Below are 12,788 nucleotides of genomic sequence, written 5' to 3'. Positions count from 1 at the left end.
ACCTCCCCACCTCCCCACCTCCCATTTATCTATGGCGAAATCAGAAGAACCACCAAAAACGAGTTGGTACACAGACGAGAGTGATCCGTCTTTTGCCAAACAAGTACAAAAGCTGTACCAGCTACAAGTGTACAGCAGATGGTTATTGGTTGGTTTTTTATGGTTGACAATTGCGCCTATTTGTGCATGGGATTTACGTTCAGAAATCACTTTGTGGCGACAATACTTTACTTGGGTAGCTGTGCGATACGGGCTGTACTATCATCCCTTGGCTACTCTTGGTTTATCTTTTTGTCTCGGTATGCTCCTTGCTGTTCTGATTTGGCAAAGTCGGAATATTCTATTCGGACTATCACAGCAGGAAAAACAGCGCCTAGAACAGCAGCTTTTTCAGATACGTCAGCAAGGGGCAAGTCATCCTTTATGGAAATGGGTTTGTAGTTGAATTAGAGTATTAACTTTTTTTAAGCTTACAATTGATACAACTCTACCGCTATTTTACAAAATCGGTTAAAAGATAGCGAATGTACTCCAGCAATTCAGTAAAATCCATGAACTCTAGTCACAATCAGATTCGATTTAGCGATCGCAAGTCTGAAATCGACCTTTACCAGATCCAGCAGCTATTTAATATTTCTGCTTTCTGGGCAAAAGATCGTAGCATCGAAGATTTAGGCATAGCCATTGCCAACAGTGAACCTGTGATCACTGTTTGGGATGGAGAACGACTCATTGGCTTTGCCAGAGCAACTTCTGATGGAATTTATCGCGCTACTATTTGGGATGTTGCCATTCATCCAGAATACCGTGGTGTTGGATTGGGAAGTAAGTTGGTGGAAACTGTTTTGAGCCATCCGCGCATGAACCGTGTTGAGCGTGTGTATTTAATGACTACTCATAAGCAGCGATTCTACGAAAGAATTGGTTTCCAACATAATTCCACCACCACAATGGCTCTACATAACCAACCGCACTTTAATTCTCTGGCGAGTGAAATTCAGCTTCAGGAATCACTAGGGGGATAGAGATTTGTAGTCTGGTGACATCATCTGCTTGTTCCTGACTGGTGGGAGAGGGAACTATTTCCAACTTTCCCGCCATGACTTCCAAAAGAGTTTGATTGAGTAGGAGTTTCATCCCTGACGAGAGAATATTGTTTTTTTCGTCACCTTCAAGCTGCTTGTCTTTGAGAGTCATGCAATCTATGGGTTCACTTAAGGAAACTGCATGAGTTGGTACATCCAACCAAATATGAACCTTGTCACTTGTGTGCCCAACTTTCGCACAAATGTAGATACTGCCTTCTTCCATTTGAGCAATGGAAGTTTCTACCAAATTAATTAGGACTTGTTGCAACCAGTAAGGATCTGCGAGTACATATATTTCTGGATCTGGCGGTGAAACGAGAAAGGGAAAATTACGATTTTCCGCCAACATATAAGTTAAATTGTACACTTCCTGCAAAAGTTCGGCTAGTTTTAATGGCTGAATAGTTAATTTGTTTGTACCATGTTCAATTCTGGCAACAGTGAGAATTTCATCGATGAGCTTGAGTAGCTTCAGTGCTCGTTCATGAGCTTGAGCTATAAATTCTCGTTCTTCTTCTGGGCTTTCACATAAGTTAGATAATATTAACTGATGCAAACCAATCAGACCATTTAAGGGCGATCGCAAAACATGAGTTGTTCGCGCCAAAAATCCAGCCTTAAACTGGCTGATTTCCCGTGCCATATAGTAAGCGAGCTGCGTTTGCTTCATCTGTTGCAGGAGTATTGGCATAGTTTGTTGTTCATCCACTGATGAGAGTGTGGATGAGCTAGAAGACTCCTCTCGCCGTGTCAATAAGCTACAAACACCTAACCCAATCGCGACTCCTGCTCCCAGATATATCCAGTTGCTCCAATTCATAATTTGGCAATAATGACTATTTTAGTTAACCACAAAGGCACAAAACAAAGTTCCGGAGTGCTGTTTTCACCAATTTCCAACAAAGTGCTCCAAGACTGAATTTCTAGCTAGCTACAGGTGAAAATTCATCGTACGGAATACTGCAATATTGTTCCTTATTCTCAATACTGAGTTGATGAGGAGCATCCGACAAACCAAGCTTACAAAACATGGGGGAAAGCATAAAAGCTTACCAGCCATAACCTGATTTTTGTTGAAAATCAGGTTATGGCGTCTTTGAAGCTGAAGTTCCATAGCAAATATACTTACACAGAGCAATCAAGTTTTCACCACAAGGGTTTGAGGAATTCGTCTCAAACTGTATACCTATGTAGGTTTTTGGTGTTTTTTAAAGCCCGCGTAGATAGTCTTTGTTTTTATAGCCGAACAGTAAGTAATTTTACTATTATTAAGTCAAGCGAATTTGTAAAGATTCAGCGAGTTTATCCGGCTGCTAAGAATCCCCTGTGTAGAAATCAGGTTAGCCATTCTTTCACCTCCAGAGTTAGGAAATATCTATCTTCGTAGCACCTTGTCGTAAAATTTGCCAATTTTTTCCAGTCCATTTCACAACAGTCGAAGGAATACCATCTGTATGCATTTGGTCTTTAAATTCCGTCGCCGCCAGAGTCAAAACGTTGGGAAACTGTGCCGAAATTTCTGCCATTGTTTGTAAGGGAGGTTGACCTGATAAATTGGCGCTGGTTGTTGCAAGAGGACCTGTTTGCGCTAAAATAGTCAGGGCAATTCTACAATTAGGGACTCGAATTCCAATTGTCTTCTCAAGAGTCGGCTTATCCTTTTGAGGCTGACAATCACCGTGAGAAATGGGAATCATCGTTTGTGGTACCCTATCTGAAGCAGGCAACACCAAAGTCAGTGAACCTGGCCAATATTTCTTTGCAATTGTTCGCCAAACTTTATATTCATCGTCACTACCATTGACGAAAGGCCAAATTTCTTCAGCACTCGCTGCCATTAATATTAAAGGTTTCTCTCGACTACGCTGCTTAGCTGTGTAAATGAAGGCTGCTCGTTCTGGTAAAGCTGCTAATGCAGGAACAGTATCTGTAGGAAAGCTCACTAATTCACCAGCACGTACGCCAGAAACCAAGCTGTCTAAGGAAACTTGCATGAATAAAATCCAGAATGTAGAATTCAGAACTCAGAATTTAGTGATCTCTGACGAGTTACCAGTTATCAATTAACTGTTCATTGTTCTGAGTTCTGAGTTCTGAGTTCTTTGGTTATGTTAGCCGTTTTTAGCCTTTTTTATAGGCTAGAGCAAAGCGTTCAATGCCAGCTAAATCTTTATGAATCTGAATGTTACAATAGCTTCCTTGATTTTGCAACATTTCTCGCACAGCCTCTGCCTGTCCTAGCATCATTTCAATGAGCCAAATCCCACCTGGTTGTAAATAGATAGGAGAAATTTCTACCAAATGGCGGATGCAATCTAAACCATCACTACCACCATCTAAAGCGAGGTGTGGTTCATGGTTAACGACTTCAAGCTGTAGAGTAGGTATGATATTCGTGGGTATGTAGGGCGGGTTAGATACCATTCCACTGAACTGACCTTTGAGCGATGCCAAAGGTTCCCACCAAGAACCTTGATAAAATTGAATGCGCTCCCCAAAACCTAAATTTTGGGCGTTTCTCATTGCAACAACCAGCGCTTCATGACTGTAGTCAACAGCATGAACGATTGCTGTCGTGAAAACATCTGCTAATCCAATGGCGATCGCCCCACTACCAGTTCCTAAATCAGCCCAGTGTCCTTGCTCTAAAGGCGGTGTGACAACACTTTGACTTGCACTGACAGCTAAATCTATCAAGTACTCTGTTTCTGGTCTGGGAATCAAAACTGCCTTTGATACAGCGATTTTATACTTTCGCCAAACAGTTTCTCCTGCAACATATTGTACTGGCAAGTGTTCATTTAATCGCTGTTGCCACAGTTTGTCTAAATCCTCTAAAGATAACTTCAAAGGAATCTGCTCTTGGTTTTTAAATAATTCCAAACGCAACGCCAAGCGGTCTAACCCAGCGACTTCTTGTAGTAACCAATCAACTTCAGTAGGTAAAATACCAGTGGCGATCGCAGCTTCAATTGCCACATTACGCCACTGCCAAAGTTGGAAACCAGTCACTGATGACTTCTTATCCGCCATGCCTCTATCCTAAGGCATAATTTTGTGAAATTTCTTACTTTTTAGGAGCAGCTGGTGCTGCGGGTTTGGCTGAAGGGCTTTGATTGGGAGCATTACCGGGCTTGGGTGCGTTATTTCGTTTGCTATTGACATACTCCATACTCTCAGCAGATGGTACGATCGCGACTTGGCTAAGCCAATTATCATTTTTTTCTCGCAAAGTTTTAATGACTCCGTCCATGTCTACGACTTGAATATCAGCCTTAGGAACTTGTTGCTTTACCTGATTCAATAAACCTTGGGCATCTTTTTGACTCAAGAACAGAGGAATCACTTCCTTGTTATCAGTTTTTCGTTTGACAGATACATAACCCTTTTCTCGAGATCTAACAATAAAAACAGGCACACTTGGGAACTGCTTAACTTCTTTACCGCTTTGGCGCAGTAATGTGACTGCTCCTTCTAAGTCTTGCCTTCCGGGGTTAAAAGCAAACACTAGGCTATCTGGTTTATTCGCATTTTCTCGAAGTTTTTGATAAATCATCCCCAAAGGTACAGGCGTTACTTGTAAGCTTTTTAACATATCTGCCATTTTTGGATCTTTACCTTTGACAGTCCGCAGTTCGTTAATAAAAGCTTGAGCTTCTTGCCCATTCATAAAAACGTCTGTTACTGTAGCTTGTTTCTTTTGGGCATTTTGGGCATTTTGGGCATTATTAGTCACACTACGAGTCAGAGGTACACCCTGATTATTAGTAATCAAAAATACTGGTACTGGGTTTAATTTTTCTTGAATTTGTTGTTCTGTCAATGCGAGTACTGGAGCATTTGGGCTTAAAACCGTTGCCATCAAAGTACTCCCAACTAAACTCAATGTTGTGCCCCAGCGAACTAATAGATTCATAACTTCTCCTCGCATCAATACATCTGAAATCAAGTTTGACAATATGTTGGATTAGCACAGTACCAACTAATCTTAGATATGGTACCTTCTTTAGTAATTGACTGTGCTGTTTTTCGTAGTTTTAATTTCGCCTAATTAAGAATTACACTTGAATTGTAGATGCTTGCTGTATCTTAACAAGAGTGGCGAAAAGTAAACTCTTCAGTAACGGGTGTTATACGCTATTCTATTGGCTTTTTCAGCTGTAGTTGACGACAAGAAATATGAAATCGTTCCTTCTACAGCTGCCGCAAAATGTCTCAATCTTTACAGATTTTACATATTTCTGCTCTTCTCCGAAAATTTCATGCTCAGAAATAATTTTGCCTAATAAAAAATAATAAATAGCAAAGCAACAGAATGACTGCTACCGGGAAAATATGCAATTTTAGTGTACATCCTCTTACAAATCAAACAAATAATAGCAGTACAGTCAATTTTTGAGTTTTTGATTTAATTTTTTGATAGAATCTCCAAACAAAAACTAAATTTATTTATGTATACTTTTGTCATCAGTAGTTCTGAGTCCGAAGGAGCCAGCGCTTTGTGCCTACGGCACGCCTTTTGCTTGTATCCTTAGGAAGTGTAAGCCCGTAGCGTTCGCAATGATTGTCTGTTCGCAGGTACTTCTGTGAGTATACGACTGATGTCAGCTTTGATGACAAATTGTCCCCGAAAAATTTCGGCTCAACACACATATCTGTTGTCGTTCGCGCAGCGTCTGGTGAAGGAAATAGTCGGGTACGCGTAATTACAAGGAAGCAAGGGGAACTGGTACAAATCACGGCAATCTTTTTTACGTCGCAGTCGGGTCACTAGCGTTAGTATGTAAAAAACCCTAGATTCAATAGTAAATCTAGGGTTTATTGCTTTTTGTAATTATATCGGGATGACAGGATTTGAACCTGCGGCATCCTGCTCCCAAAGCAGGCGCGCTACCAAGCTGCGCTACATCCCGATCAATATATCATTTAACCTAGTTTTCACCTAGCTGCTTTCCTTTTAGGAAATTGAAGAATTTATGTTTAGGTAAGTTGTACACACTATTAAATTCTTGAATCCAAGTATATCACGCTTTGTTGTATCTTGCAAACATTTTATTTGTCTACGCAAGAGTAATGACAGCAATCTTTCTCTAAAATTTTAGACTACAACAATCATACAAGACACACAGGTCTTGAGAGCACTTTCTTCGTAGATTCTAACAGCATACTAATACTTAAGCATATATGATGACTTAGAAATTAATGAGGGTACCAAAACATACCTTTAATGCCTTCTGGATCCGACATGAAACCCAAACTTCGGTAAAAATCTACAACATGGGGGTCAGCAAAAAGAGTAACATTGCTAATTTCTTCACTCCTGAGCTTTTTGAGTACATATTTCATCAGTGCTTTACCCAGTCCTTTTCCTTGAAAGTCTGGATGAACGACCACATCCCAAATTGTGGCATTGAAGGCATGATCCGAGGTCGCACGGGCAAAACCAATAAGTCGCCTTTTGTTTCCTCGCACCTGCCACATAGAGGCTACAAGAAAACTATGCTCAATCGCTTTCTTCACTTTTCGCAAAGGACGACGCGACCAACCGACTGAATCGCATAGTTCCTCTAGTTCATACAGGTCGATATCTCGCTCTGTACTGAAAACTATACGAGTTTCCTGCTGATGAACTTCGCCAACACCATGAGAGGCTGAGTTACCTACAGTTTCAGCGGTGTACTCTTCTAAGGGTGTTGTCCTACTTGTTGAGGTAGGTTCTGATGTACTAAACCAAGTTTTCCAAAAACCCATGCCAACGCGGTTCGGGTAGTATACATGAATTGGTCTTTACTAAGAAAAGTGCTGATTCACCTGTCACTAAACCACCCACATTGTATTCCCCTACACGTACAGTTTTTTTGTGTGTTGGCAGAATTTTCCGATGACAGTAGTCAGCGAATGTGTATTTCACACTAATCTCTTTCAACTTTAGCATTAAATAATGGTGGTATTACCCTTGTACCAACGCAAGGAGTAGAACATGGGCTATTGGGAATGATAAGAGAGTATGGCAGAGTTATGGAAGTGGAGGGAGTGAAACAATAAGTGCCATAAATGAGTACTTTATCTTTTCCCTACTTCCTAATCTTCTGACTTCCCCAACTCCCTTCCTGAACGGGGTACGATAGAAATATGGCAACCATCGAAATCTTGGGCGTTCCACACGCATACGAGCTCACAGCTCCTACTTCCTACCCCCACACCCTAGTTTTTATCCACGGATGGCTCAATAGCCGTGGATACTGGCAACCTGTGATTTCTCGGTTGTCAGACGATTTTCAGTGTCTCTCTTATGATTTAAGAGGTTTTGGAGAGTCTCAGTTTAGATTAAAAACTGATTTGAGTCGAGAACAAACTTCTTTCAACCTAACTACTAAATCTAGTCGTGCAGTTGTTAATCCCTTTGATTCTCCTTATACTCCGTTGGCCTATACTCAAGATCTAGTAGCTCTTTTGCAACAACTAAACGTTAAGAGTGCTTGGTTGATTGGTCACTCTTTGGGAGGTACGATCGCTCTGTGGGGTGCCTCGCTCATGCTTGAATGTGTCAAAGGAGTGATTTGTATCAACTCAGGTGGTGGAATTTATCTCAAAGAAGCCTTTGAGCAGTTTCGTTCAGCTGGTCAGCGGTTTTTACAAGTGCGGCCTAAATGGCTCAGCCAACTGCCTTTAATTGATTTACTGTTTACTAGAGCAAGTGTAGCACGCCCTCTTGATCGTAATTGGGCACGGCAACGAGTCATTGATTTTGTTGTTGCAGATCCAGAAGCTGCTTTAGGAGCATTGCTAGATTCTACAACAGAAGAAGAAATTAACTGTTTGCCCCAACTGGTCGCCCAACTCAAACAACCTATTTATTTCCTAGCGGGTGCGGAAGACAAGGTTATGGAACCTAAGTATGTCCGTCATTTAGCGAGCTTTCACCCTCTTTTTTGCTATTGTGGTGAAAACGTAATTGAAATTCCTGATTGCGGACACTTAGCAATGTTGGAACAGCCGAATGCAGTTGCGACTCACATTCGCTCTCTCGTCAAGAGTCAATCGTCAGTTGTCAATTGTTAAATATTAACAAGACTTCAAACTTTTGACTCTAGGCTAGTGCGTCACAAGTTGATACAAATCCATAACTTGAGTCAGTGCTAACCTAGAGTGAACGCCGAGAGTCAGAGGTGAGGTATGACCTCTATTGAGATGGTCAGCCGCAGCACAACCAATCATAGCAGCATTATCGGTACAAAATTTTAGCGGGGGGAATAGCACTCGTAGGTTATGAGTTTGTGCTGCTTTTTGTAAATGTTGTCTCAAACCACTGTTAGCTGCTACCCCTCCACCAATCGCAATGGTGGAAAAACCATAGTCTAAAGCACAAGTTATTACCCTTTTGGTAAGGGAACGCGCTACTGTTTCCTGAAAACTAGCCGCCACATCTGCTGTTGGCAAAGACTGTCCATCTTTCTCAAACTGCTGTACTAACCTTAGCACTGCTGTTTTTAACCCACTAAAACTTGCATCATACCGATGATATCCGCCATCGGGTAGAGAAATTTTACCTTCTGGTAAGATAAACGCTTGAGGATTTCCTTGCTTGGCAAGCTTGTCGATCGCTGGTCCACCAGGATATCCCAAACACAACAGACGCGCCACTTTATCAAACGCTTCACCCGCTGCATCATCACGAGTTTCTCCCAAGGTCTCATAATCACCACAATCTTTGACACAAATCAAGCTTGTATGACCACCAGAAACGAGTAAGCTTAGAAAAGGAGGCTCTAAGGTAGGCTCGCTCAAATAAGTCGCATAAATGTGACCTTCAAGGTGATGAACTCCTAAAAATGGCTTGTGATGTACCATTGCTAAAGTTTTGGCAGCAGTTAACCCAACTAACAGCGCCCCAACCAATCCAGGAGCACAAGTCGCTGCAATACCATCAATTTTATTCCAATCTATTTCTGCTTGTTCTAGGGCGATCGCGATCGCCCCATTTATCGTTTCTAGATGCTGACGGGATGCGACTTCTGGCACCACTCCACCATACTGCTGATGGACTGGAATTTGTGAGGCAACAATGCTACTACAAACTTTACGATTATTAACGATTGCCACAGCTGTTTCATCACAGCTAGTTTCTATTGCTAAAACGGTTGCCATTGAAGAATTTTGCCAATAACGACTTGTTTGAGAAGCTTTAACTTTTATTTACTTCAACTTTACTCGGTTCACGGGCAAGAGTATCATGACATCCTAGTTCTACAAATCAAGATTGTACAAGCCGCTTCGTTTTGTACAAATAACTTTTTGTTTCGTAATAAAAGGAAACAATTCCATGCGTTGCTTGTTTGCTCTGATTCTAGCGATTTGTGTTTCGTTCAACTTTGCCCCACAAGCTTTGGCACTTGGGGCAGATCTTGTACCATGTAGCGAATCTCCTGCCTTTCAGGAGAGAGCAGCATCTGCCCTGAACACAACAGCTGACCCCGAATCTGGTAAAAAGCGGTTTGAGCGTTATTCTCAAGCGCTGTGCGGACCAGAAGGTTTACCTCATCTTATAGTCGATGGTCGCCTAGATCGCGCTGGTGACTTTCTGATTCCTAGCATTCTTTTCCTTTACATTGCTGGTTGGATTGGCTGGGTAGGTCGCACCTATTTACAGACAATTAAAAAACAAGGAGGCGATGTTGAGCAAAAAGAAATTCAGATTGATGTTGCCCTAGCGCTTCCAATTATGGCGTCTGGTTTTGCTTGGCCCGCAGCAGCAGTGCAACAACTACTGTCTGGTCAACTAACAGCCAAGGATGAAGAAATCCCCATTTCGCCACGTTAACTCAAGATAGATCATTCACACATTTTGGAGATAAATTCATGCCGGACAATTACTTTGTCAAGTTTCTTTCGACAGCACCAGTGATAACGACCATATGGTTGTTTATCACTGCTGGCATTTTGATTGAATTTAATCGCTTTTTCCCTGACCTACTTTTCCATCCTCTGCCGTAAATTACACAGAAAACTGCCAAGACTTTATTGAGAGGCACACAGAACATATGCAAGCAGTAGATGCATCGAAAAATCTTCCCAGCGATCCTAGAAATCGCGAAGTTGTTTTTCCCGAATGGCGTGATCCACAACGGGGCAACTTGGAAACACCTGTTAATTCTTCTCCCTTAACCAAGTGGTTCATCAGTAACTTGCCTGCCTATCGCCCAGGACTAACTCCCTTCAGAAGAGGGTTAGAAGTTGGTATGGCTCATGGTTATTGGATTTTTGGTCCTTTCTCCAAACTGGGTCCCCTGCGCGATACACCGAATGCTAACTTAGCTGGATTATTAGCTACCCTAGGCTTGATTATTCTTTTGACTGGGGCTATATCTTTGTATGCTGGTAGCAATCCCCCTCAACCAAACGTCACTGTCACTACACCCAATCCTCCAGATGCTTTTAAATCTAGTGAAGGTTGGAATGGCTTTGCCAGTGCTTTCTTAATCGGTGGGATTGGTGGTGCAATCGTCGCGTACTTGTTAGTTGGTAATCTCACCCTCATTCAAGGTCTGTTTGGCTAAGAAGTCATCTGCAGGATGAAGTGTGTAGATTCCCATAGAGGCGTGAAGTTTAGCTTCTCGCAAACAACGGTAGATAAAGCATGAAGTGACGTGTTAAGTCTTTCATCTTTTATCGCTCATGACTACTTACCTTTATTTGGTCATAAGTTCTAAATGATGAGTTCTTGGGCTGAAGACAGGTTATAAAACATAAAGGACGCAAAGAAAAGGTTTACAGAACTCTTTCTTGGCGTCCTTTACTAGTTGCTTTATCCTCAACAGGAAAGTTGTCCAAAGGTTTTATTCTTGTCAAATGGTAAAATGGATATAGTTAGTCCAAACAGTGTGAATTTTGCTTGAGTGTAAAAATTGTAGCAAAAGTAGTCTCTCAACTATGACCAAGCTTGTGAAAAAAAAAGTAGGCTAGATCGTCGCCTAACCTACACAGTGGAGACAATTGGCATCAGTCTGTGAGTAGAAATACTGTCCTAGAGTACACACTGCTATGACACTCTGCTACTACGATAGTCAGTGCCTTGAGGCGAAACTATCTTGGCTGTTTTCCCAAGGAGTGTTAACTGAGTACAGCTGCTTCTATGGCATGAAGAGCACTTTCAAAATCGTCATTAACGATTCGAATATCAAACTCATCAGCAGCACTTATTTCTTCTTGAGCATGACGTAGACGACGGGCGATCGCCTCATCTGAATCCTGTGCGCGACTACGTATCCGTTTCTCCAATTCACTCATAGAAGGTGGCAAAATGAAAATGCTGAGGGCGTTAGGATAAGAAGCACGAATTTGTCGTGCTCCTTTTAGCTCAATTTCCAGTATCACCTTCTTGCCAGAGCGAATTTGGTTCATGACGGCTTCTTTAGGAGTTCCGTAATAGTTACCGGCGAATTCTGCCCACTCCAGTAATTCGCCAGCAGCTACCAATTGTTCAACCTCCCTACGGCTGACGAAATAATAATCTTTGCCGTTGATTTCCCCTGGACGAGGAGAACGAGTCGTCACGGATACAGAATAATGCAGTTGGGGATGACGCTGTAAGAGCGATCGCATTAAAGTGCCCTTGCCAACTCCACTGGGACCAGTCAAGATAATCAGCTTGCCCACAGGAGGGCATTCTTTGGTAATACCACCACTTTTAGTGGTTATAAGTTGCATCATCCGCTTAACTTGTGAATTAATCAGTAGATACTATCCATTAGTCATGAGTAGGATAACTCCTAACTAACGAAGTTTTGTAGCCTGGGTGACATAAAACCAGTTTAATTCACATGGTACTGCTGGTATGGCGCAAATAAGCGTGGGATTATAGATTTACCTTTAACTTAATTATCTACGGCTTGATGGTGATCGCGGGTGATCACAAAGCGATTCGCTACCGTTTCCGGCTGAATCGCTGAAAGAATAACGTGACTGGAATCAGTGACAATAACAGCCCTAGTACGGCGACCGTAAGTTGCGTCGATCAGTTGACCGCGATCGCGCGCATCAGTGATGATCCGCTTAATCGGGGCAGACTCTGGACTGACAATGGCAACTACTCGGTTGGCAGACACAATGTTGCCAAAGCCGATGTTGATTAACTGAATGTCCATAAAAAAACTGACGCTAAACGCGGTGAAAGAAGCTTTTAAAGAACTATTCTCCATGTTATCCACAAAAAACAGGAGTTACAACGCTTAAACCCACGTCTGTCTTCGTTTTTAAGTAATGAATGCTTTTTTTCGCTATTTCTGAGTCAAGGATACTAAAAATATATCTTCAGACATAGGCTCACTAAGACAAATTAGGCTTATGAACTGCTATGCATCTATTGCTAGCAATTTCGACGACAGTTTGACTACTGCTTTCGGTGCCCGAAAATTATCCTTAACGGATGCAAAGAGCACCTGTTAGGGGTTTAGGTCGAACTCAGGTTTTTTTACACTACAATTGCCGAACGACAGTCTTAGTCAGCTTTCCAGTCGAGTTCTCAAATATTTAATTTCTCATTCCAAATCTTACTGATAATTCTTATTGAAAACTACCATAACTTACAGAAATCCCCCGCAGGCGAAAGCCAAACGGAGGAAACACGACGCATTATTTGTACAAACGGGGATAATGCAATTAGCCAATAAGTTCTTTCACTTTATTGATGATGCCTTCAGG

The 12,788-nt window shown here is 41.9% G+C and carries 14 protein-coding genes and 1 tRNA gene; 6 read left to right on the top strand and 9 right to left on the bottom strand.

The window, feature by feature from the left end; all coding sequences use genetic code 11:
- The first annotated feature begins 31 nt into the window (after positions 1-31).
- Both DP117_RS30380 and DP117_RS30375 read left to right on the top strand, forming a co-directional pair.
- Positions 32-445, top strand: coding sequence for a hypothetical protein (locus tag DP117_RS30380; protein ID WP_169221921.1), 414 nt, complete (start codon positions 32-34; stop codon positions 443-445).
- Between the two features lie 106 nt (positions 446-551).
- Entirely contained in the window at positions 552-1,025 is a 474-nt protein-coding gene (locus DP117_RS30375; RefSeq protein WP_169221920.1) for a GNAT family N-acetyltransferase, read from the top strand.
- On the opposite strand, the gene DP117_RS30370 is transcribed toward DP117_RS30375, so the two are convergent.
- The 6 genes from DP117_RS30370 to DP117_RS30345 all read right to left on the bottom strand — a co-directional run bounded on the left by DP117_RS30370 (position 976) and on the right by DP117_RS30345 (position 6,839).
- On the bottom strand, positions 976-1,908 hold the full coding sequence (locus tag DP117_RS30370) for a HAMP domain-containing sensor histidine kinase (RefSeq protein ID WP_169221919.1): 933 nt from the start codon (positions 1,906-1,908) through the stop codon (positions 976-978). The two genes, DP117_RS30375 and DP117_RS30370, sit on opposite strands and share 50 nt — an antisense overlap.
- A gap of 544 nt (positions 1,909-2,452) precedes the next feature.
- On the bottom strand, positions 2,453-3,082 hold the full coding sequence (locus DP117_RS30365; protein ID WP_169221918.1) for an L-threonylcarbamoyladenylate synthase: 630 nt from the start codon (positions 3,080-3,082) through the stop codon (positions 2,453-2,455).
- 127 nt (positions 3,083-3,209) lie between these two features.
- Positions 3,210-4,121 (bottom strand): peptide chain release factor N(5)-glutamine methyltransferase, encoded by a 912-nt coding sequence (gene prmC / locus DP117_RS30360; RefSeq protein ID WP_169221917.1) that lies wholly within the window; start codon positions 4,119-4,121, stop codon positions 3,210-3,212.
- A 34-nt stretch (positions 4,122-4,155) separates the two neighbouring features.
- Entirely contained in the window at positions 4,156-5,004 is an 849-nt protein-coding gene (locus DP117_RS30355) for a Tic22 family protein (protein WP_169221916.1), read from the bottom strand.
- Between the two features lie 923 nt (positions 5,005-5,927).
- Positions 5,928-6,001, bottom strand: a tRNA-Pro gene (locus tag DP117_RS30350).
- 286 nt (positions 6,002-6,287) lie between these two features.
- Positions 6,288-6,839, bottom strand: a complete 552-nt coding sequence (locus DP117_RS30345; protein WP_169221915.1) for a GNAT family N-acetyltransferase — start codon at positions 6,837-6,839, stop codon at positions 6,288-6,290.
- A gap of 381 nt (positions 6,840-7,220) precedes the next feature.
- On the opposite strand from DP117_RS30345, the gene DP117_RS30340 reads away from it, so the two are divergent.
- Positions 7,221-8,150, top strand: coding sequence for an alpha/beta hydrolase (locus DP117_RS30340; protein WP_169221914.1), 930 nt, complete (start codon positions 7,221-7,223; stop codon positions 8,148-8,150).
- 33 nt (positions 8,151-8,183) lie between these two features.
- On the opposite strand, the gene tsaD is transcribed toward DP117_RS30340, so the two are convergent.
- Positions 8,184-9,236, bottom strand: coding sequence for a tRNA (adenosine(37)-N6)-threonylcarbamoyltransferase complex transferase subunit TsaD (gene tsaD, locus DP117_RS30335; RefSeq protein ID WP_169221913.1), 1,053 nt, complete (start codon positions 9,234-9,236; stop codon positions 8,184-8,186).
- Between the two features lie 175 nt (positions 9,237-9,411).
- Between tsaD and DP117_RS30330 the strand changes: the two genes are divergently transcribed.
- From DP117_RS30330 to DP117_RS30320, 3 genes are read left to right on the top strand one after another with little or no spacing between them, the layout of a single operon-like run.
- Positions 9,412-9,909: a Photosystem I reaction center subunit III gene (locus tag DP117_RS30330; protein WP_169221912.1), complete on the top strand. Its 498-nt coding sequence runs from the start codon at positions 9,412-9,414 to the stop codon at positions 9,907-9,909.
- A gap of 38 nt (positions 9,910-9,947) precedes the next feature.
- Complete coding sequence (psaJ, locus tag DP117_RS30325; protein WP_169221911.1) at positions 9,948-10,082, top strand: photosystem I reaction center subunit IX; 135 nt, start codon at positions 9,948-9,950, stop codon at positions 10,080-10,082.
- 47 nt (positions 10,083-10,129) lie between these two features.
- Positions 10,130-10,645, top strand: a complete 516-nt coding sequence (locus DP117_RS30320; RefSeq protein WP_169221910.1) for a photosystem I reaction center subunit XI — start codon at positions 10,130-10,132, stop codon at positions 10,643-10,645.
- A gap of 553 nt (positions 10,646-11,198) precedes the next feature.
- Here DP117_RS30320 and gmk read toward each other — a convergent pair.
- Both gmk and DP117_RS30310 read right to left on the bottom strand, forming a co-directional pair.
- A complete protein-coding gene (gene gmk / locus DP117_RS30315) occupies positions 11,199-11,798 on the bottom strand; it encodes a guanylate kinase (protein WP_169221909.1) in 600 nt (199 codons plus the stop codon).
- A gap of 164 nt (positions 11,799-11,962) precedes the next feature.
- Positions 11,963-12,232, bottom strand: a complete 270-nt coding sequence (locus DP117_RS30310; RefSeq protein WP_169221908.1) for a DUF370 domain-containing protein — start codon at positions 12,230-12,232, stop codon at positions 11,963-11,965.
- Positions 12,233-12,788 lie beyond the last annotated feature (556 nt).

Origin of the sequence: Brasilonema sp. UFV-L1, assembly GCF_012912105.1 — a bacterium.
In the GTDB taxonomy this organism is placed as follows: Bacteria; Cyanobacteriota; Cyanobacteriia; order Cyanobacteriales; family Nostocaceae; genus Brasilonema.
Note: the sequence above shows the minus strand (reverse complement) of the source record. Positions and strands in the feature narration are given on the sequence as shown.

What these genes read in the sequence shown, in the direction of transcription:
- DP117_RS30380 (WP_169221921.1), top strand. Translation starts at nt 32, where the DNA reads ATGGCGAAATCAGAAGAACCACCAAAAACGAGTTGGTACACAGACGAG.
- DP117_RS30375 (WP_169221920.1), top strand. Translation starts at nt 552, where the DNA reads ATGAACTCTAGTCACAATCAGATTCGATTTAGCGATCGCAAGTCTGAA.
- DP117_RS30370 (WP_169221919.1), bottom strand. Translation starts at nt 1,908, where the DNA reads ATGAATTGGAGCAACTGGATATATCTGGGAGCAGGAGTCGCGATTGGG.
- DP117_RS30365 (WP_169221918.1), bottom strand. Translation starts at nt 3,082, where the DNA reads ATGCAAGTTTCCTTAGACAGCTTGGTTTCTGGCGTACGTGCTGGTGAA.
- prmC (WP_169221917.1), bottom strand. Translation starts at nt 4,121, where the DNA reads ATGGCGGATAAGAAGTCATCAGTGACTGGTTTCCAACTTTGGCAGTGG.
- DP117_RS30355 (WP_169221916.1), bottom strand. Translation starts at nt 5,004, where the DNA reads ATGAATCTATTAGTTCGCTGGGGCACAACATTGAGTTTAGTTGGGAGT.
- DP117_RS30345 (WP_169221915.1), bottom strand. Translation starts at nt 6,839, where the DNA reads ATGGGTTTTTGGAAAACTTGGTTTAGTACATCAGAACCTACCTCAACA.
- DP117_RS30340 (WP_169221914.1), top strand. Translation starts at nt 7,221, where the DNA reads ATGGCAACCATCGAAATCTTGGGCGTTCCACACGCATACGAGCTCACA.
- tsaD (WP_169221913.1), bottom strand. Translation starts at nt 9,236, where the DNA reads ATGGCAACCGTTTTAGCAATAGAAACTAGCTGTGATGAAACAGCTGTG.
- DP117_RS30330 (WP_169221912.1), top strand. Translation starts at nt 9,412, where the DNA reads ATGCGTTGCTTGTTTGCTCTGATTCTAGCGATTTGTGTTTCGTTCAAC.
- psaJ (WP_169221911.1), top strand. Translation starts at nt 9,948, where the DNA reads ATGCCGGACAATTACTTTGTCAAGTTTCTTTCGACAGCACCAGTGATA.
- DP117_RS30320 (WP_169221910.1), top strand. Translation starts at nt 10,130, where the DNA reads ATGCAAGCAGTAGATGCATCGAAAAATCTTCCCAGCGATCCTAGAAAT.
- gmk (WP_169221909.1), bottom strand. Translation starts at nt 11,798, where the DNA reads ATGATGCAACTTATAACCACTAAAAGTGGTGGTATTACCAAAGAATGC.
- DP117_RS30310 (WP_169221908.1), bottom strand. Translation starts at nt 12,232, where the DNA reads ATGGACATTCAGTTAATCAACATCGGCTTTGGCAACATTGTGTCTGCC.